This window comes from Chryseobacterium sp. KACC 21268, from assembly GCA_028736075.1.
Classification (GTDB): domain Bacteria; phylum Bacteroidota; class Bacteroidia; order Flavobacteriales; family Weeksellaceae; genus Epilithonimonas.
On record CP117875.1, the window covers coordinates 3,523,995 to 3,546,160 of the forward strand.

Below are 22,166 nucleotides of genomic sequence, written 5' to 3' on the forward strand. Positions count from 1 at the left end.
AAAGATATAGTGGAAAGCGGGATTAGCTCCTAATTTTAAACTGTTTTGATTAACTTCATCGCCGTCATTGCCTGACGTAATTTTTTGCCGACCACCTCAACGGGATGATTTCGCAAAATATCGTTCACGTGAACCAGTTGGACGTTGTCAACCGATGTATTTTTCCCTTGATTAAAGTCTTTTCCGACCAAATCTGTGTCCACCGATTTCATAAAATCCGCCAGTAAAGGTTTGCAAGCCTGGTCGAAAAGGTAACAGCCGTACTCTGCGGTGTCGGAAATCACACGGTTCATCTCGAAGAGTTTTTTTCTGGCGATGGTGTTGGCAATCAAAGGCGTTTCGTGAAGCGATTCGTAGTAAGCAGATTCCGGTTTGATGCCGGCTTCGACCATCGTTTCGAACGCCAGTTCCACGCCGGCTCTGATGAATGCTGACATCAAAAGATAGTTGTCAAAATAGTCCTGTTCATCGATTTTTACATCGCCTGCTGGTGTCTTTTCGAAAGCGGTTTCGCCGGTTTCTGCACGCCACTTCAAGAGGTTTTTGTCGCCGTTTGCCCAGTCTTCCATCATTGTTTTGGAGAACTCGCCGGAGATGATGTCGTCCTGATGTTTTTGGAAAAGCGGACGCATAATATCTTTTAATTCCTCGGACAATTCGAAAGCTTTTAGTTTGGCAGGATTGGAAAGTCGGTCCATCATTCCGCTGACACCTCCGTGTTTTAGGGCTTCTGTGATGACCTCGACACCGTACTGAACCAATTTGGAAGCGTAACCTGCGTCGATTCCTTTCTCGACCATTTTGTCAAACGAAAGGATAGAGCCTGTTTGTAAAAGCCCGCACAGAATGGTTTGTTCGCCCATTAAATCGGACTTCACCTCAGCTACAAAAGATGATTTCAAAACGCCGGCTTTGTGACCGCCAGTTCCTACGCAATAAGCTTTTGCCTCTGCCCAACCTTTGCCTTGCGGGTCATTTTCGGGATGAACGGCAATCAAGGTTGGAACGCCGAAACCACGGAGATATTCGGCACGAACTTCGGAACCTGGACATTTTGGAGCAACCATAATCACCGTAATGTCTTTACGGATTTGCATTCCTTCTTCCACGATGTTGAATCCGTGGGAATAGGACAAGGTTGCGCCTTCTTTCATCAAAGGCTGAACGGCACTGATTACGGAAGTATGTTGTTTGTCGGGCGTTAAATTGATGACCAAATCCGCAGTTGGAATCAGTTCTTCGTAAGTGCCGACTTTGAAGTTATTGTCGGTTGCATTTTTCCAGGAATCTCTCTTTTGGTCGATTGCTTCCTGACGTAATGTGTAGGAAACATCCAGTCCGCTGTCTCGTAGATTCAGACCTTGATTCAAGCCTTGAGCGCCACATCCTACCACCACGATTTTCTTTCCTTTCAACGCGGAAACGCCGTCAGAAAATTCTGAACTGTCCATAAAATCTGCTTGTCCTAACTGATGCAATTGGTCTCTGAGTGATAAGGTATTGAAATAATTTGCCATATTTTTTTTGTAAAAAGTAAAAAGTATGATGTACTAAGTAATGAGAATTACTGTACTACTTTTTCGGATTAATATCTTTTGAATTTTAAGTTTTTCTTTGAATTACATTGTGAAAACGTCGTCTCGTTTGTCCAAGAATTCGTTTTCTACGATTTCGGCGGAAGGTTCTCTTCGTTCGAACTCGAGGACTTTGTCGTGGATTCCTCGGCTGTTTTTGATGATGGCGATTCTTGCGCCTCGGACAAATTCGATGAGTCCGTACTTGTTGAGTTCTTCGGTCAAACGGTCGATTTCTTCGCGATGACCTGCTGTTTCGAAAACGATGTAATCCTGCCGAATCACAACTGTGGATGCGCCGTATTGACGAAGCAATCTTTCTACATAAACCTTTTCTGTCACGACATTTGCGGGAACTTTATAAAGTGCCTGTTCCTGCCAAACAATTTCGTCGTCTGTGTTGAAATAAGCTTTCATAATGTCAATCTGCTTCTCGAGTTGTCGGCAGAGTTTTCTTACGACTTCATCATTTTCATTAATGACAATCGTGAATCTGTGAATGCCATCTACCTCAGAAGGCGACGTGTTCAAACTTTCGATATTGATTTTTCTTCGTGAGAAAATCCCTGATATTCTGCCGATTAATCCTACAGAGTTTTCGGTGTATAAGGTGATGGTAAATTCTTGTTTTTCCATTTCTTTTTTATTTAAGTCTGATTTCGGAAACCGACGAACCCTGCGTTACCATTGGGAATACGTTATTTTCTTTTCCAACCATTACTTCCAGAAGATAAGCGCCATCGTGATTTAGCATTGTTTCCAAAGCAGGTTTTAGATTTTCTCTATCAGAAATCCTTTGTGCATCGATGTAGTACGCTTTTGCCACTGCAACGAAATCCGGGCTTGTGATATTCACGAAAGAATATCGTCTTTCATTGAATAATTGCTGCCATTGTCTAACCATTCCTAGAAACTCATTGTTCAGAATCATAATTTTGACTTTCGCTCCGAACTGCATAATCGTTCCCAACTCCTGCAAGGTCATTTGGAATCCCCCATCTCCGATAATGGCAACAACTGTTTTTTCCGGTGCGCCATACCAAGCGCCAATTGCTGCTGGCAAACCAAATCCCATTGTTCCCAAACCACCTGATGTTACGCTGGATTTTGAATGATTGAATTTTGCATATCGGCACGTGACCATCTGATGTTGACCAACGTCTGTTGCGATGATTGCGTCGCCGTTCGTTAATTCATTCAGAACTTTGATGACTTCTCCCATCGTCAAAACTTCAGATGTTGGATTGAGTTCTTCCTGAATAACTTCTTTGATTTCGTCTTTTTCCAATTCACGGAATTCGTTTAGCCAAGCTGAATGGTCATTTTCTGTGAGAAGCGCCGTCAACATCGGTAAAGTCTTTTTGCAATTTCCCCAAACCGGAACTGTGGTTTTCACATTTTTATCGATTTCGGCAGGGTCAATATCAAGATGAATGATTTTAGCTTGTTTTGCATATTTATCCAAACGTCCAGTCACTCGGTCATCGAAACGCATTCCGACCGCAATCAGAACATCGCATTCGTTGGTCATTACGTTTGGTGCGTAATTGCCGTGCATTCCCAACATTCCGACGTGTAAAGGATGAGTTGTTTCCAAAGCACTTAATCCCATTACAGTAGCTGCTGCAGGAAGATTTGTTTTTTCAATAAATGCTTTGAATTCCTCTTCTGCTTTTCCTAAAATCACGCCTTGTCCGAAAACGACAAATGGTTTTTTGGCTTGGTTAATGAGTTCTGTAGCTTGCTCGATATATTCGTTTCTAATTTCCGGTTCGGGGCGATAACTTCTAATATGATTGCATTTCTTATATCCCAGATATTCGAATAATTGTATCTGAGCATTTTTGGTAATGTCAATCAAAACCGGACCGGGACGACCCGTGCTTGCAATATGAAAAGCTTTGGCAATCGCTTCCGGAATTTCTGTTGCATCGGTTACTTGATAGTTCCATTTTGTGACTGGCGTTGTGATGTTGATGACATCTGTTTCCTGAAAAGCATCCGTTCCCAAAAGTGAGGCGAAAACCTGACCTGTGATGCAAACAATCGGATTGCTGTCTATCATTGCATCGGCCAAGCCTGTCACCAAATTCGTAGCACCCGGACCACTCGTTGCAAACACAACGCCGGTTTTCCCAGAAGTTCTCGCAAATCCCTGCGCAGCGTGGATCGCGCCTTGCTCGTGGCGAACCAAAATATGTTTTAGTTTGTCAGAATAGTCGTACAGAGCATCATAGATTGGCATAATGGCACCACCAGGATAACCGAAAACAGTATGTACATTTTCCTGCAACAACGCTTCTAAAACAGCTTTTGAACCGGAGATTTCTACGGCTTTCTGCTGTTCTAATTCTGTGTTTTCTATTTGTGAAATGGTATTACTCATTTTTAATATTTTTTCCTTAGAAAGTTGAACCCTTCGGGTTCTGATTTGTTTGGGTTTATATCTATTCCATAGGTTTGGCTTCGCCGAATCTCGTTCCTCGATTTCACCTACGGCTACTGATATTGAATCCTTCGGATTCTCGTTGAAAATATTTCTCTTTGAAATTTTACAAATCGGTGACACAACCTTGTGATGCATCTGCTACAGACTTGGCATATTTGTAAAGCACGCCGCGCTTCACTTTGTAATCTGGTTGCTGGAACTCGGCTTTTCTTTTATTAATTTCTTCGTCTGAGAGGAGTGCGTTGATGGTATTTTTTTCAGCATCCAATTCGATTACATCGCCATCTTTTATCAAGCCAATCAATCCTCCAGAAAAGGCTTCGGGCGTAATGTGACCAACCACAAAACCGTGCGTTCCTCCGGAAAATCTGCCATCTGTAATCAAGGCTACATTTTTACCTAAACCTGAACCCATCAAGGCAGACGTTGGTTTCAGCATTTCCGGCATTCCTGGTGCACCTTTCGGACCTTCGTTTTTGATAACGACAACGTTTCCTTCTTTGATTTTTTTATCTTCGATGCCTTTGATGAATTCTTTTTCGCCGTCGAAAACGATGGCTGTACCTTTGAAATAATCGCCTTCTTTGCCTGTAATTTTTGCTACAGAACCTTTCTCGGCAAGATTTCCGTACAAAATTCTGATATGGCCTGTTGCTTTGATTGGGTCTTTGATATCGTGAATGATATTTTGCTGTCTATCGATAATCGAAGTGACGTGTTCCAGATTTTCTGCAATCGTTTTTCCTGTTACTGTCAAACAATCGCCGTGAAGCAAGCCTAAATCCAAGAGATATTTCATCACTGCTGGAACGCCACCAACATTGTGAAGGTCTTCCATCAGGTATTTTCCGCTTGGTTTGAGGTCAGCCAAAAATGGTGTTTCATCGCTTATTTTTTGAAAATCATCTAAAGTCAAATCGTAACCAATGGATTTTGCAATTGCAATAAAATGTAAAACCGCATTGGTACTTCCACCAAGAATCATAATCAATCTCAAGGCATTTTCAAACGCTTTTGGCGTCATTATGTCGGATGGTTTGATGTCTTTTTCCAAAAGGATTTTCACGTAATGTCCGGCGAACTGACATTCTTCTTTTTTCTCTTTACTCAATGCTGGATAAGATGATGAATAGGGCAAACTCATTCCGAGTGCTTCGATTGCTGAAGCCATTGTGTTGGCAGTGTACATTCCACCACACGCACCGGCGCTTGGGCAGGAGTTTTTTATCACACCTTTGAAATCTTCGTCAGAAATTTTGCCTGCGATTTTATTTCCCAAAGCTTCGAAAGCCGAAACGATGTTCAAATCCTGACCTTTGTAATGTCCGGGCGCAATACTTCCGCCATAAACCATTATCGAAGGACGGTCGAGACGAGCCATCGCCATCAAAGAACCCGGCATATTTTTGTCGCAACCCGGAACGGTAATCAGTCCATCGTAATATTGACCGGCACAAACCGCTTCGATAGAATCTGCAATGATATCACGACTTACGAGCGAATAACGCATTCCGTCCGTTCCATTGGTCATTCCGTCGCTGATGCCGATGGTGTGGAACATTAAGCCAACTAGGTTTTGTTCTTTAACGCCTTTTTTAACGATTTCCGCCAAACCATTCAGGTGCATATTACAAGTGTTGCCGTCGTAGCCCATACTTGCGATTCCAATTTGCGCTTTGTCGAAATCCTCTTCTTCGAAACCGATTCCGTAAAACATTGCCTGAGTTGCAGGTTGCGTTGGGTCTTTTGTAAGCGTTTTGGAATATTTGTTCAGTTCTACGTTACACATATTGCAGGTTTGATTTCAAGTATGAATAATCTTCTTCTAACACCAAATGACGGTAAGCTGTCTGAATTTTTGATGCTAAACTCTCTTCCCAGTTCAATTTGAAAGGAACATCGTCAAGAGAACCCAACGCTACGATTTCGGCTGCTGTTCCACAGAAGAATCCGGCGTCTGCACCTTTCATCTCTTCTGGTTTGAAGAATTTTTCCTCATAAGGAATTCCCAGTTGGTCACAGATTTCGAAAACCGTTGCTCGTGTGATTCCGGGAAGAATACTGCCTTTCGCAGGTGTGAAAAGTTTTCCATCTTTTTCGAAGAAGATATTAGCGCCGGAACTTTCGGCTACATTTCCGTCAGCATCCAGAACCAAAGCTTCATCGAAACCTTTGTCTTTTGCTTCCTGACAAGCCAAAATCGAGTTTACATAATGACCACTCACTTTTGCTTCAACTTTGAAAGCTTTCGGATTTGGACGTTCGAATGATGAAGTCATAATTCTCATTTGGTTGGCCATATAACCGTTATCCCAATTCCAAACCTCAATGACCAGATAACTTTTTTGTCCTTTTGACAAGGCCATATTTGGAGAACAAATGACGAGTGGACGAATGTATGCGTTTGATAAATTATTAATTTCCAATAATTTGTAAGTTGCTTCCACCATTTCTTCGGTTGAATAATCGAAAGGCATCATCATCGTTTGTGCAGACCTTCTTAGTCTGTCGTAATGTTCTTCCGCTTTGAAAATTTTGGTTCCGTTCGCGGTTTTATAAGATTTAATCCCTTCGAAAACAGCATATCCGTAGTGTAGCGATTGACCGTACAAATCGGTCTTGGCTTCTTTTGCTTTTACATATTCCCCACCAAAAAAGAGAACACTGTCGTCATTGTAATACATTTCGTATCGATTTTATATTTGTTTGTTAGATTTAGGAAAATAAAAAACCATCCTCGCAGTGAGAATGGTTTGTATTATTTCAATTCAATAATTAGTACAAGCCATCACTCACCACCGGAATCCGATAATGACAAGAATGACAAGAATAATGATTGTGCTATTCATCTGTTTGTTTTCAACGGTACAAATGTATAAACTAATTCCAATAAACATTGATGTTTTCACAAAAATTTGTTTTCATAAATATTGAAAACATATAAAATACTTGATTTTATACGATATTCATCAAAACCAAAATCTAAGATAAAGTATTGATAGTCAATTTGTGAAAGCTGAAAAAATTACGATGCCTAAAATTTTACTTTGAATCTAAAATTTTGGTTTTGAATTTTAATTTTTGATGAAATTTTAATCAGTAAAAACGAAAAATCCACCGATTGGTGGATTTTTACATTTATTCACACTTCGAAAAGCTCAGTGTGACAACTTAGTTTATTATTAAAAATGAACCTGTTGAATTTCTTCTTCAATTTCTTTCGGTGATTCTTCCTGAGATTTAATGAAAATCAAAGTAATCAAAGCACCCAACAACATACAAGCACCGCCTACGACAACGTAATCAATGGCCATATTTCCGAAAAGCTTCGAAACTATTGGTCCTCCAAAAACACCATTGATAATTTGAGGAACGACAATGAAGAAATTGAAAATCCCCATATAAACACCCATTTTTCTTTGTGGAATAGCGTCAATCAACATTGCGTAAGGCATCGCCAAAATACTTGCCCAGGCAAAACCCAATCCTACCATCGAAATCCACAGCATCGAAGTATCTTTGATGAAATACATTGAAATCAATCCCAAACCGCCACTTGCCAAAGCTAATGTGTGCGTTTGTTTTTTCCCAATCGCTTTAGCAATCGGTGTCAATAAAAACGCAAATGGAATTGCAAATAAATTATAAAGTCCGAATAAATGTCCAGTCAAATCTCCAGCCTTATTAAAGTCAACGGATTTGGTGTCTTGCGGAGAAAGTCCGAAATGATGCGTTGCCAAAGCACTTGTTGTGAAAACCCACATCGTGAAAAGCGCAAACCAAGAAAAGAATTGAACGATTCCCAATTTCTTCATCAAGTTCGGAATATTTGCAAAATCTTTGAACATATCAGAAAACTTCGAAGGTTCCTCTACCACGTCTTTTCCACCTTCGAATTCTGCAAACTCTGCTGGAGAATATTCTTTGGTTGTGAAAATCGTGTAAAGAATCGAAACAATCAAAACAGTTGCGCCAACATAAAATGCATAAATAACGTTATCTGCCACATAACCCTCTGCTGCTACATTTGAAACACCTAATTTCGTTAACCAATTTGGCATTTCTGAACCAATCACGGCTCCAACTCCAATCAAAATGGTTTGGATGGAAAACCCTAAAGTTCCCTGATGTTTCGGCAACATATCACCGACCAAAGCCCGGAAAGGCTCCATTGCAATGTTGACAGAAAAGTCCATCATTGCAAGGAAAATTACGGCTAATAGTAAAACATTTGCAGCAATCATATGCGTTACCGAAGCAGCATTCGGAAGGAGAACCAATCCGATGGCGCAGAGAACCGCTCCAATCAAAAAGTAGGGTTTTCTACGACCAAGCGGACTCCAAGTGTTGTCGCCCATATGACCGATAATTGGTTGCACAATTAATCCTGTAACAGGCGCCACCAACCAGAACCAAGAAAGCTCGTGAACGTCAGCACCAAGGTTTGCGAGAATACGACTCGCGTTTCCGTTTTGCAATCCAAATGCCATCTGGATTCCCAAAAATCCCATACTCATATTGATAATCTGAGCGATGGAAAGATTTGGTTTAATTTTTTTTGTCATTTTATATTTTAAGGTTTTTAAGGTCTATTTTAATTTCTGAATCAACGCATCTTCAATTGGTGCTTTCATTTTTGTCACTTCGTCTACGACTTCATTCGGAACCGTTACCGATAAAACATATTGTTTCACTTTCCATTTTCCACCGATTTTTTCGACAACGCCTGAACCTCTGCAGATTTTCATTTGGGTATCAAGGATTTCATCAAACCAAGCGTAATTTCCATCTTTGCTGAAATAGATATTTCGTTTTAAAGATTTGAAATTCCACGTTGTTTTTTTATCGAAAAATGGTTTTGCCCATTCTTTGAATTCTTTTTTGTTCCAGACTTCGGTCGCATCTGTTCCGATGAAAGTAGATTCTTCCGCAAAACAATCGAAGTATTTATCGAAATCCGCATTCGCTGCAAGCGTGTTGAAATCATCCAGCAATTTGTTGATATTCTTCTTCTGAACATTTTCGTAAAAGCCTTTTTTCTGGGCAGAAAGTGAACCTGAAAATATTAAAAATGTGAGGATGAAAAGTGAAACTATTTTTTTCATTTTAATTTTATTTAAGCTCTAAAATTAATGAAGATTTTCCAGCGACAGACAAATTTGTTTTCAAATCGAAATCTTTGTCAGAAAGGATGTCTTTTCCTTTTGTCAAATTATTAAGACCTTCGGAAAAACGCTTCAAATCCAGGTTTTGAGTTTCTTTGTTATTATTGATAACCACCATTACTCTTTTGTTATCGGTGTAACGGAAGTAAACATAGACATTGTTGTTTGGAATGTAATGCAAGGTTTTCCCTTTGTGAATCGCTTCATTCCCTTTTCTCCAGTTCAGGATTTTTTTGGTATAGGCAAAATAGTCGTTTTGAGAAGCTGTTCTTCCGGATTTTGTGAAAGCGTTGTTTTTGTCGCCAGCCCAACCGCCTGGGAAATCCTGACGAATCTCGCCGTCGCCGCCTTTTCCTTTGTCGCCGGCCATTCCGATTTCGGAACCGTAATACAATTGTGGAATGCCACGAACTGTTAAGATTAAACTCATCGCCAGTTTATAATCTGCAACATTTGGATAGGTTTGATTCAATCTGTTCGTATCGTGATTTTCGGCAAAGACCAAAATATTATTGATGTCCGGATAAAGGAAATCATTGGTGAAATTCCCGTAAACTCGCTGCATTCCTGCGTCCCAGCCTGGTTCTTCTTTAAATGCCTGACCAACGGCATCAAACAATGTAAAATCCATTACCGACGGCAAATGAGAATTATATCCTTCTATCGCTGCGATTTTGGAATCCTTCTGCCAATACGCCATTTGCGCCTGGTCTTGCATCCAAACTTCACCAACGATATTGAATTTCGGATATTCGTCTGTGATTCGTTTTGTCCATTCTGCGATTCCTTTTTTATCGTTGTAAGAGTACGTGTCCACACGAAGTCCGTCCAGACCAGCATATTCTATCCACCAAATCGCGTTCTGAGCCATATAATTGACAACCATCGGATTACCTTGATTCATATCCGGCATTGTGGTGTCAAACCAGCCGTCCATACAAGCGGCTTCGTCCACTTTAGCTGCATTAGTGTCGAATTGTGTGGTCATTCTGTAATTGCTTCTTTGGAAACCGTTTTTCCCTTCTTCCCAATAATGAATCCAATCTTTGGACGGTAAATCCTGAATAATCCAACTTTTTGAACCCCAATGGTTAGTGACATAATCCATCACGAGTTTCATTTTTCGTTTGTGAAGTTCGTCCGCCAGATTTTTGTAATCGTCATTGGTTCCGTAGCGCGGGTCGATTTTGTAATAATCGCTTTGTGCGTAGCCGTGGTAAGAATAGCTTGGCTCGTTATCTTCCAGCAATGGCGTGTTCCATAGCGTGGTAATGCCCAGTTCGCTAAGATAATCGAGGTTTTTTACAATTCCGGCAATGTCTCCGCCGTGACGTCCGCCAGTTTTTGTTCTGTCAGATTTCTCAGCTGTGTCCGGTGTGTTGTCATTTTTCGGATTTCCGTTGGCGAAACGGTCCGGCATCACCAGATACATTACGTCTGACGAAGTGTAAGAATCTCTGTTGGCAGAATTCTGTTGTCTTTGTTTGAATTCGTAATCGATGGTTTTGACGGTTTTGTTTCCGTTTTTGAAATTCAGTTTGGTTTTTCCGGGCTGAATTCCGTTGGTGTCGATGGTTACGAAAAGATAGTTTGGATTTTCAACCTTTTTGACTTCTTTGATTTTGATTCCGTTTGAGAATTCAGGTTGAAGGTTGTTGATGTCTTTTCCGTACACCAGGAGTTGAAGTTCCGGATTCTTCATTCCGCTCCACCAAAATGCAGGTTCTACTTTCTGAACCTGAGAATAGAAAATGGAGGAAAGGATGATTGAAGAAAATGTGATTATTTTTTTCATAAAATATTTTTTTTAAGGTCTATATTAAATTTAAACAAAATTCAGATACTACTGAGAATTAATTATTTGAAATTCTGTTTCGATAGTAATGAGAAATTTTAACGCAAAGTCCGCAAGGATTTTTTTTAATTAACTAACTGTTTTTAAGGTTCGCAAAGTTACTTCGACAAGCTCAGCATAAACTACAAACTCATCAAAGATTATTGTTTGTTCAAAAATTATTAAAGTGAATCATTATGTTTAAATATTGATTTAAATCTCTACAATTTCTGCTCGTTTAGCAATTTTGTTAGCAAGCCAACTTACGTAGAATAATTGGAAGCTGTGATAAATCATTACCGGCAGTAAAAACAAAACTTTCTGCTCATCCGGAATTCCTAAAACCAAGAGGAATAAACTTCCGTGAACCAATGATTTCTTTGAACCACAGAATGTAGTCGTGATGACATCTTTTGGTTTGAAGTTCAGTTTCTCGGCAATGAATTTCAAAATGTAATAGGTAGCGAAAAACAAAAAGACAACGCTTAAAGCCAAAGCAACAAAAACAAATGAAGGCACAGAAACGAAGATGTTTTCTATAAATGCTGTTGAAAAACTTTCGTAAACGATTAATAAAATTATCAGTCTGTCGAATTCTGAAATGACATTCGCGTATTTCGTTACCCATTTTTTGAAGATTGGATTAAGCAAAATCCCTAAGATAATTGGGAGCAAAACTTTGAGTAATAATTGCTGGATGATTTCGGATTGATTTCCACCTTCTCCATTTGATGTCAGGAAAAAACTCATCAAAAGCGGCGTCATTACGATGCCGATAATTCCAGAAATCGACGCATTGAAAATCGCTGAAGTGACGTTTCCTTTTGCTATGGAAACCATTACTACCGATGATGAAACCGTGGAAGGTAAACTTGCCAAAAAGAATACAGAAAGCCAGATGTTGTAATACGATGTGTCTTTTAAAAACGGATAAAACATCAATGCCAACAATGGAAAAATAATGAAAGTTCCCGATTGAATCAGCAAATGCAGTTTCCAATTGGAGACGTCTTTTACGACTTCTTTCAGATTAAGCTTGAGTCCATACAAAAGAAAAATCCCGGCGATTCCCCAATCTATAAATCCAGCCAGATTGAAATACTGATTGTAGGATTCGTGGAAGGGAATGACTTTCGCCAAGACGACCATTCCAATCAATAGGAAAAGGAAAATGTTTTGTTTGTTGAAAAGTTTGGAAATCCAATTCATTTTTTGTTGATGGTTGATAGTTGACAGTTGATGGTTTTTAATCCGTATTCTGTGAACAATTTATTGCTGAATAATGGAAAAAACTTTGTCAAAGCGTTGAACTCTGACAAAGTTTTGATTGAAGTAGAAACCCATAGCCCCGATTGCAGCGGTTACCCCACAGCAAGCCTTGGGAAAAGCTTTGGCGCGAGGAGTAATAGCGGAAAGCGGGATTAAGCTCCTAAAAAACTACCCCCGATTTCCGAACAAGTTCGAAAATCTTCCCTTCAGGGAAGGGGAATTTCTTATTATTTTATCGGTTTCAGGGAAATGGCGTAACCACCGCTTCTTACCAAGTGGATTGGAAGTTTGGTTTTGCTGTCCACTGTCTTTTTGTAGATTTTGTAACTCTGCGGATTGTTGATATAATCGGCATCTTTTCCGTCTTCGTAAACCGTCGCTTCGTACTTTTTGCCTTTGTCAAGGAAAGAAAAATCTACGGTGTAGTCTCTTGGATTTTCGTCGGTAACGCCGCCTACAAACCAGTTTTCGGTTCCTTTGGCTTTACGTGCTGTGTGGATGTAGTCGCCAGGTTCCGCAGAAAGGATTTTGGTGTCGTCCCAATCTGCCGCAACGTCCTTGATGAACTGGAATGCGTCCATATGTTTTGCGTAGTTTTCCGGTAAATCTGCGGCCATTTGAAGAGGCATATACATCACGACGTAAAGCGCCAATTGTTTCGCCAAAGTCGTCTGAACGAAACGTTTATCGCCTGGGAAATAGTAGTCCAATTTGGTTTGGAAAATCCCCGGCGTGTAGTCCATAGAGCCGCCCATCCATCTTGTAAAAGGCAGAATTGTCTGATGGTCTGGCTTGTTTCCGCCGAATGCTTCGTACTCTGTTCCACGCGCGGCTTCTGCAGAAATATAATTCGGGTAAGTACGGCTTTCTCCACCAGGACGAACCGACTCGTGGGAGTTGACCATAATTTTGTAGTCGTTTGCTTTTTCTACGATTCTGTAATAATGGTTGATGGTCCATTGCGAATAATGGTGCTCGCCTCTTGGGATGATGTCGCCTACGTAACCCGTTTTCACGGATTTGTAACCATATTTGTTCATCGTTTCGAAGGCTTTGTCAGACCATCTTTCGTAGTTTGAAGCAGAGCCAGAAGTCTCGTGGTGCATAATCAAATCTACGTTTTTGGAATGTGCGTAGTCATTCAACATTTTTAAATCGAAATCCGGATAAGGCGTGATGAAATCGAAAACGAATTCTTTGGAATGTCCGAACCAATCTTCCCAGCCTGTGTTCCAGCCTTCTATCAACAAGCCCTGGAAACCGTTTGCCGAAGCAAAATCGATGTATTCTTTGACTTTTGTATTGTTGGCGGCGTGTTTTCCATTGGGTGTCAATTTAGAGAAATCGGTTTTTCCGATGTGAACATTTTCTGCTGTAGAGTACGCCCATTGGGATTTTCCGATAATCATTTCCCACCAAACGCCCATATATTTGGTTGGTTTGATGTAAGATGTGTCTTTGTATTTTGTAGGTTCGTTCAGGTTGAACATCATTTTGGAATCCATTACCACTTCGGCTTTTGGCGAAATAATGATAGTTCTCCAAGGTGTAGTTGATGGTGTTTGGATGTAGCCTTTTGCGCCTTGTCTATCGGCTGTCAAATGTGTTTTGAATTTGAAATTCTGAGCGTCCACTTCCAGATGGGAAGCCGGATAATCCAGAACTGCCGCTTCGCCAACATTCACATAAAGAGGTTCTTTGCCTTCTTTTTTCAACATCAAAGGTGACTGAACAGCATTTTTAATCAAAGTCTGAGAAGCGTTTGAGTCAAAAGCTTTCGGCCACTGAGTCGGGATTTCAGAGATTTTTGTAGTTTGATATTGGTATTCCTGAGAATCGTAATCTGCAACAATCCACCAAGCTTTCATATCTGTTGGGAAATCAATTTCGGAATCTTCCTCTCTGATGACGAAATAATTCAGGTTTTTCTGTTGAGGAAACTCGTATCTGAAACCTAGTCCATCGTTGAACAATCTGAATTTGATGACGATGCTTCTGTCAGACGAAGTTTGGTTAAGAGTTACTGCCAACTCATTATAATCATTGATGTAATTCTTTTTCTCACCAAGAATTGGCTGCCAGGTTTCGTTTTTGGAATCTCTTTTTTCGGCAGTTTTTGTAAAGCCGTTGTTGAGGTCAAAACTTGCATCTTCCGGTTTTGCAATTTCGGAAGCGAACTTGATGGATGAATCTTTGAAAAGTCTCAATCCTAATTTGGAATCTTCTACAACAACATTTCCATTGTACTTTAAATTATAAAATGGAACGCCGTTCTTCAGTTGAAAATTTGCTTCGAATTTGCCGTCCGGGGACTTCAAACTTTGGGCATTGATCCCTGTAAACATCATAGAGAGCAAAGCTGCTCCAATGGTGAATTTTTTCATTTGATTAAAATTATTTTTTTAAGGCCAAATGGAATCGCTTTGTATCATTTGCATTTTCATACAAATTTGTCCGTGGCAATCTCACTTTTCCTAAGGTTTATATATGTTCTACAATATAAAAAAAGTGTTGCAACTAGGCAACACTTTATGATAATTACTCCACTAAAAATTAGTTCATTTTTGTGAGCTTGTAAGTTCCTCTTTTCAAATCAACTGTAATGGTGTAAAAACTATCACCACCGTTGAATTTGATATTACCATTGTGATCTTTTGGACCTATAAATCCGGTATTACCAGCTGATGTAATATTACCGTAATCCAAATTGCCCCAAGCCTGTTGCCCGATAAATTTAAATTCAGCGTTATCAGGAATTTGTCTGATCATTTCAAACTTTCCATTTCCAATCGGATTGAATTGTTCTGCAACTTCTGGCTTCCAATCTTGTATTGAACCAACAAGATAAAGGTTAGGAATATCCCAAGTCGCAGTCGTAGGTGTTACAGTTAAAGATTTAACTCCAAAATCTGCATCAATTACTACTTTGTAAATCCCTGCTGCGCCGGTGAATTTCATGTTTTCGTGATCTCCAAACTCAACATTGGAAGATACCGTTTTGAAATATCTCTTTTCTGCATCTGTCGCAGGCAAATCAATACTGTAATTCAAAGGATTCCAATCTGCTTGTCCTAAAAATCTGAAGTTGTCCGGCTGCAGATAAGTGTAGATTTCCGAGATATTATCGTGCTTGTACAAATTGATTGATCCAGCAGCATCCCAACCAGCAGCTGAAGCAGCTCCTACAAGGAAGAAATTAGGATAATCTATTTGGTAAGGTGTAACTTTAAAAGTTACAACTGCCGACTTCAACACGATAGAACCACCTGTGGAAGTTGTGGATGCTGTTACTCTTACACTGATATCATTAGGTTGACTCATAGTTGCACCAGAATTAACTACTGCAGTGTTGAGATCTTTATTAGTAACCGCTAATAGTTTAGCATTGGTTACTTCTCCCAATGAGGTAAAAGTTGTACTACCAGCTTTCGCTACTTCAACCAAATATTTGACATCTACACCATAATTAGAATAGTCGTTCCAAGTAATTGTAGTTGCAACGGCAGTTTGATCTGCAGAATTTAGTACAAGAGAACTTCCTGCTGTTGGTGCAGTGATAATAGGTCCCGCGATTGGATAAACAGTAACTGTAAAGTTGATCGCATTGGAAACTTCTGATCCAGATTCTACTCTAACATAGACTGTCTTTTCAGCATAAGGTGAGAACCCAGCCTGAAGAAGCTTACCATTAAAATCTCCAACTGTAGTTACAAAAGTGTTTGTTGAAGCTGTTCCTAAAGTCACTTTATTAGCAAAATCCTCAGTTGAAGAAAAAACAACTGTATAGTCCGATGAGCCAGTCTTGTCCCAAGTCAAAATAAAAGGATTATTCTTCATAGTTTCATACAACACATTACTTCCTAGAGAAGTGTCTTGTAATTTGAAGCTAGCCTCTGGTGTTGTCCAGTCTCTGTCCGCCTCATTATCACAGGCAGTGATAATGAAAGCAGAGACTAGTGCAACTATAAAATATTTAAATATATTTTTCATAAAATGTTAAGTATTAATTAAGGGAATATTTTGAAATTATTCAGTAGGAATCAAAGTGTAATTTCCTGTCACATCATTGAAATAAACATCATAAGTCCACTCTGCTGACAATGGAATGTCTGCTCCGCCAGCTACTCCAACTCCATAATATTCACTGTTTGTTCCCCAATTGACATCCCAAGCATTATTGGCTCTGAATTTTAGAACGCCTGTTTTCAAACTTACTTTTTTCGCCATCCATAAGTGCGCATCAAAAGTTGATTTTGTAAGCTGAACATCTGCACCATCCGTAGCGGTTCCAATCATTGAAATATTGTTGTAAGTTGTTCCTGGGTTAGTCACCGGAACAATTGTGTAAGTAAGATTCGAAGTATCCACAGTTAGTTTGTAATAACCTTCTGTAAAAACTTTAATATCTCCCGATCCACCATCTGTACTTAGCACACCAGTTGCTGAACCTAAACCAAACTGAGCTGCCCAGTCACCTTTTACTTTGATCATTTTGAATCCTCCAGCTTTAAACAGTCCAGTAAATTCGTATTTGCTGGCGTCAGATGTTTTCAACATTGGAAGCAAATTACCGTTTGTTGCAAGGTTATCCCAACCACCAGCTGTAGCATCACCAATCAGGTAAAGATCTGTATAGTTGTATAGAGGTCTCGCTAAATAAGGTGTAATTGTAAGAGCACTGATATTAGAAGTTTGCAATAAATCATTATCTCCTACGAATGAAGCGACTCTGATGTACATCTTCTGAGCTGCATCCGGAACCAATCCAATTTTCTTTGCTGCATTATTCATCTCAAGTGTAGTAAAAGATGAGTAAGTCTGTGACTGTGCAGTTGTAAACAAAGTTTGAGGATTTGTAAAAGCCTCTGTAGCACTAATCTCTATCTGATATTTTACTTCTACAGGAACTGTAAATTTAGCAGCCTCCCAATTAATGGTTAGCGCAGGATTTGCTGGAAAATTAGAATCTAAAAACAAATTCTGAGCAGAAAGGTCCATTACTATTGGAGCCGACTGATTATCTATTGTTATGATTTCACGATCCTCACACGATGACAAACCCAATACAGTAGCCGCCGCTAGAAAAAAGTGTTTTAATATATTGTTTTTCATTATTTATAAAATTAATTGATTAATTAATAACCAGGATTCTGTTTTAGATTCGGATTTACTGCCAAATCGTTGTTTGGAATTGGGAAGAGATTACGATATTCTCCAACAGCAACGCCATCTTTAACATTTCCTTTCCAAGGCCATAAATATGCTGAGGTCGTGAATTTTCCGAAACGGATCAAATCTGTTCTTCTTGTCATCTCCCAAGATAGTTCTCTGGATCTTTCGTCAAGAATAAAATCTAAATTAAGTACTGAAACTGTTGAAGCATTTGCTCTGGTTCTGATAGCATTCACATATCCTAACGCGTTGCTCATACTACCACCGCCGCCGCGGACTACAGCTTCTGCATACATTAGATAAACATCTGCCAATCTGTACATTGGCAAATCAGTATCTACCCACTGTACGTCTTGAGCAGCACCTCCGTTGCTTTTCAAATTTTTATATTTGATGAACGCATAGCCATCATTAAAGTTTCCTAAATCATTAATTTCTAAAGTTTGACCATCTTTGTAGAAACGACCTCTTAAATCTGCAGGCTCAAACTTGTTTACGAAAGCTTTAGTCGTTCTAAGACCACCCCATCCTCCGTTGACTCCGAATTGTGCAGGATCCATTGATCCACCAATTGCAGCGTGTACTAAGTAAGTTGTTCCCCCATTGGTTTGAGTTCTAACACCGTCATAAACAACGGAGAATATATTCTCTGGGTTGTTAACATTATTATCAGCCAAGAATAAATTCTCATACTTTGGATTCAATCCGTATCCTGCAGAAATAACTTTGTCGCAATTAGCGATGACATCGGCATTTCTTTCTGTTCCAGTGTAAACTTTAGCATTTAGATACAAACGTGCCATTAAACTCCAAGCAGCAGCTTTATCCAATCTTCCGTAATCATTTGTTTTGGGAGCTTTCAATTCTGCTTCTGCCTCTTTTAGCTGTGTTTCTACATAATTAAAAAGATCAGCCCTCATAATTTGTTTTGGAAGAGTTCCCAACGTATTTTCATCTACGAATGGCGCATTACCGTACAAATCCAGAACATGATAGTATGCTTGAGCTCTTAGAAATTTAGCTTCAGCTCTCATTGCTTTTGCTTCATCAGCATTAGCACCTGAAATACCGTTAGCACTAAGCTTTTCGTCTGTTGTATTTCTTATAAATTCATTACAATAAGCAATTTCAGTATATAATCTATAATACATGGCATTATTGAACTCATTCGCAGGCGTCCAGATCATTTTATGAAATTCATGTAATGTTCCGTCATTCCATCCAATAACAGCTTCATCAGTAGTTATAACTTGTAAGGTATAAAGTAAACGAGTATATATAGAGAAACCACCGTCGATATCTGCTACATCACCACTTCCGTCACCACCTTCTTGACCGCCCACAGCCAATCCACCGTAAAGCTTAGCCAAAATACTTTTATAATTAGCAAAATCTTTATATAAACTTGCAGCAGTAACATCTGTTATCGGTTCTTGCTTCAGATCATCAACACAAGAACTTACCGTTAATGTTAATCCTAGCACCGCTGCTGTTAATATTCCTTTTATTTTGAATTTTTTCATTGTCTTAAATTATTAAAATTGAAAGTTTAACCCTAATGAGTAAATTTTTGGTCTTTGATAAAATCCATTATCAATATTTCCAAATATTTCCGGATCAACACCTTTATAGTCTGTAATGACAAAAACGTTTTGAGCCATTCCAAAAACTTTTAAGTTACTGCCCTTATTAAAAATATCTCCGAAATTATAACCTAATGTCAAGTTATCCATTCTGATAAATGAAGCATCTTCCACAAATATATCACTCCAGAATTGTGGCGTTTTAAAACCATATTCTACTGCAGTACTTGAAATATTCTGCATAAAATCGTTAGTAGTGATACTCTGAACATTAGATTGAGAAGCAAAATTGTTATAAACGTAGTTTCCTACAACTGCTCGTAGAGAAGTGGAAAGATCCCAGTTTTTATATTTGAATTTTGTAGAAAACCCGAAAGTTGCATCTGGTGTAGTTGATTTATACAGATACTTATCGTCTGTTGTTATTTTACCATCGCCGTTTCTATCTACATAAACACCTTCCAATGGTTTTCCATTAGCTCCATATGCTTGCTGGTAAACATAAAAACTATTAGGTGTATAACCAACAACATTTGCCTGAACAGTATTTCCAATACCTCCAGAAATAGTTGAACCCGTCGGCATAATAGTACCTGGCGCAACATCAGTAAATTCTGTAATTTTTGGATTATAGTGTGCTACGTTAAAACTGAAATCCCAAGTAAAGTCCTGTGTTTTTATTGGATTGATATTAATTAAAAATTCAACACCATCTGTTTCCAATGTTCCTATATTCTTAATATTTCTATTCGAGAATTCTCCTGCCGGAACATAGATACTGGCTTGCAAATCCTTTGTATTCTTTTTGAACCAATCAATGGATCCAGTGATCCTATTGTTCCAGAATCCAAAGTCCAATCCTGCATTGACTGTTGCAGTTGTCTCCCATTTTAAGTTAGGATTATACTGTCCAGGACGATACATTTGATAGAATTGTTCTGCAAATCCGTAAGATGCTGAAACTTGTGAATAGTTATAAGCTGGAAAAGAGTTGTACCAGCTTCCAACTTCAGAATTTCCAGTTTCTCCCCATCCTGCTCTCAATTTCAAATCAGAGATGAAATTAGAATCTTTCAGGAAATTTTCATTTTTAATTTTCCAAGCTCCCGACGCAGCTATGAAAGTACCCCACATATTATCAAGATCATCCGTTCCGTTATAAAATCTGGAAGTTGCATCTCTTCTAATGGATCCTGTTAATATATATTTATCCGCAATTGTAAAAATACCTCTACCATAAAAACTTAGCATTACAAGCTGTCTTTCAAAATCATTTGACGGTGTAACCACTTTATCTGGATTACCGTAGTAAGTAGTCGCTGCAGGGGTCGCATCATGAAACTTCTGATAAGAATATCCGGCCATTAAATCTACTTTTGTATCGATAGCTGATATCTCTTTGATATAGTTCAAATATGTTTCTAAGAGTTTGTTGGATTTTTCCTGAGAATAATCTCTTCGACTACTAAAGTTTTGAGATCTTACCACGCCACCATAATTAGGTAATTCTGTAACAGCACCGGTTCCTTTTTGATAGTCGTATCCGCCATTTACATTTAGATGTAAATCTGGTAAAAAATGAAATTTATAATCTAATTGTAATCCACCAATTGCTCTGAAAACAGTAGAAACATCTCTTCTCCCATACAGCGACGCAAGTGGGTTCAGAGTTCCATTAACGTTCATTGCATCTGTAAAAACACCGTCAGATGTTGGCAAGTACCACTCCCAATAATTATTTACTCTATTTCCTCTTGTAGAATAGTCATAGATAGACTGTGTAGGATCCATTTGCTGTGCAGCACCAATCACACCCGCATTGAAACGGTTTTCTGTCATTGACCCTTTGAAACTGGCATTCACACTTAGGTGATTTTCAAATAATTTTGGAGTCAAATTCAAACCTACTGAGGTTCTTCTGAACTCGTTCGTTTTTACAATACCATTTTGCTCGGTGTAACCAAGAGACAATCTATAAGGTAATTTTTTAATACCCCCAGACAATGAAACATTGTTATCCGTTCCCCAAGCAGCTTGATAAATCTGATCCTGCCAATTGGTATTAGAAGTTCCCAACATATTCTTGTACTTCTGCTGAGTTGCATTTTCCAAAACATATTTTCTGAACTCGTCAGCGGTCAACACATCCTGATTAGCCATTTTTGTAGATACAGAAGCTGTCGTAGAAAAATTAACTTTTAATTTCCCTGCTGAGCCTTTTTTTGTGGTAATTAAAATGACACCATTGGAAGCTCTGTTACCATAGATAGCTGCTGCAGAAGCATCTTTAAGGACATCAAAAGACTCGATATCATTTGGATTGATTAGAGCCAATGCATTAGATGCTCCTGAGATACCACTAAAGTCCATCGGGATTCCGTCAATTACAATTAGTGGATCGTTGGTAGCTGATAAAGAAGCCCCACCCCTAATTCTAATTGTTGCACCAGATCCAGGATTACCTCCATTACCTGTTACTGTAACGCCAGGCGCTTTACCTACAATCAATTGATCTGCTGATGTAGAACCACCATTAAAATCTTTTGAAGTAATCGAAGCAATAGATCCTGTAAGATCTTCTTTCTTCTGCTTACCGTAACCAATCAGCACAACCTGCTCGATCTCGGTTTCTTTTTTCACCGTATCCGTGGTTTGTTGCGCATGTAACATTGATCCGAGCAATAGAAATGCAGGAGCAATTTTTAATACATTATAGTTTCTCACAAAAAATAAATTTTTAAGGTTTATATTATTTTCAAATTTGTTTCAGAATCACACCTGATCCTGTTTCGCAATTTATAAAAAAAACAACATTCTGTTAAAATATTTTTAAAATTCTTATTATCAAGCATTATTATACAATCAAAACAGAATTAGAACGCTTTTAATAATTTAAAAATCAACAAGTTAAATGTTTTAACAGAATTTTAAAGAATGTGAAATTTTAACATTTTTTCAAACGCTTGTTTAACGTTTTCTTCTCCTAAATTAACCATTATTAATCCTATATTAATGAAAAATGAAATTAAAATCAACAAATGTTAAAATTTTAATTATTGATATTCAAAGACTTTTTAACATTCGTCATCAAATTAATAATATTAAAAGGCCTCCTCTATT

The 22,166-nt window shown here is 38.8% G+C and carries 14 protein-coding genes; all 14 read right to left on the reverse strand.

Annotated features, from left to right (window positions below; translation table 11 throughout):
• Positions 1-35 precede the first annotated feature (35 nt).
• Positions 36-1,517 carry a ketol-acid reductoisomerase gene (gene ilvC / locus PQ459_16115; GenBank protein WDF46414.1) on the reverse strand — a complete coding sequence of 494 codons (1,482 nt, stop codon included), beginning with the start codon at positions 1,515-1,517 and terminating at the stop codon, positions 36-38.
• A gap of 102 nt (positions 1,518-1,619) precedes the next feature.
• Positions 1,620-2,210: an acetolactate synthase small subunit gene (ilvN, locus tag PQ459_16120; GenBank protein ID WDF46415.1), complete on the reverse strand. Its 591-nt coding sequence runs from the start codon at positions 2,208-2,210 to the stop codon at positions 1,620-1,622.
• 7 nt (positions 2,211-2,217) lie between these two features.
• Complete coding sequence (gene ilvB, locus PQ459_16125) at positions 2,218-3,960, reverse strand: biosynthetic-type acetolactate synthase large subunit (GenBank protein WDF46416.1); 1,743 nt, start codon at positions 3,958-3,960, stop codon at positions 2,218-2,220.
• Positions 3,961-4,126: 166 nt separating this feature from the next.
• A complete protein-coding gene (gene ilvD / locus PQ459_16130; protein ID WDF46417.1) occupies positions 4,127-5,812 on the reverse strand; it encodes a dihydroxy-acid dehydratase in 1,686 nt (561 codons plus the stop codon).
• Positions 5,805-6,707, reverse strand: a complete 903-nt coding sequence (gene ilvE / locus PQ459_16135) for a branched-chain-amino-acid transaminase (GenBank protein ID WDF46418.1) — start codon at positions 6,705-6,707, stop codon at positions 5,805-5,807. The genes ilvD and ilvE overlap by 8 nt, the downstream gene beginning before the upstream one ends.
• Positions 6,708-7,205: 498 nt before the next feature.
• A complete protein-coding gene (locus tag PQ459_16140) occupies positions 7,206-8,588 on the reverse strand; it encodes an MFS transporter (protein ID WDF46419.1) in 1,383 nt (460 codons plus the stop codon).
• 24 nt (positions 8,589-8,612) lie between these two features.
• Positions 8,613-9,128 carry a nuclear transport factor 2 family protein gene (locus tag PQ459_16145; GenBank protein ID WDF46420.1) on the reverse strand — a complete coding sequence of 172 codons (516 nt, stop codon included), beginning with the start codon at positions 9,126-9,128 and terminating at the stop codon, positions 8,613-8,615.
• Positions 9,129-9,135: 7 nt separating this feature from the next.
• Positions 9,136-10,983, reverse strand: a complete 1,848-nt coding sequence (locus tag PQ459_16150) for a glycoside hydrolase family 13 protein (GenBank protein ID WDF46421.1) — start codon at positions 10,981-10,983, stop codon at positions 9,136-9,138.
• Positions 10,984-11,235: 252 nt separating this feature from the next.
• Complete coding sequence (locus PQ459_16155; GenBank protein ID WDF46422.1) at positions 11,236-12,231, reverse strand: bile acid:sodium symporter; 996 nt, start codon at positions 12,229-12,231, stop codon at positions 11,236-11,238.
• Between the two features lie 287 nt (positions 12,232-12,518).
• A complete protein-coding gene (locus tag PQ459_16160) occupies positions 12,519-14,675 on the reverse strand; it encodes a glycoside hydrolase family 97 protein (GenBank protein ID WDF46423.1) in 2,157 nt (718 codons plus the stop codon).
• Positions 14,676-14,844: 169 nt separating this feature from the next.
• A complete protein-coding gene (locus tag PQ459_16165; protein WDF46424.1) occupies positions 14,845-16,281 on the reverse strand; it encodes a SusE domain-containing protein in 1,437 nt (478 codons plus the stop codon).
• Positions 16,282-16,317: 36 nt separating this feature from the next.
• On the reverse strand, positions 16,318-17,403 hold the full coding sequence (locus PQ459_16170; GenBank protein WDF46425.1) for a SusE domain-containing protein: 1,086 nt from the start codon (positions 17,401-17,403) through the stop codon (positions 16,318-16,320).
• Between the two features lie 23 nt (positions 17,404-17,426).
• A complete protein-coding gene (locus PQ459_16175) occupies positions 17,427-18,986 on the reverse strand; it encodes a RagB/SusD family nutrient uptake outer membrane protein (protein ID WDF46426.1) in 1,560 nt (519 codons plus the stop codon).
• Positions 18,987-18,998: 12 nt separating this feature from the next.
• Positions 18,999-21,770: a SusC/RagA family TonB-linked outer membrane protein gene (locus PQ459_16180; protein WDF46427.1), complete on the reverse strand. Its 2,772-nt coding sequence runs from the start codon at positions 21,768-21,770 to the stop codon at positions 18,999-19,001.
• Positions 21,771-22,166: the final 396 nt, after the last annotated feature.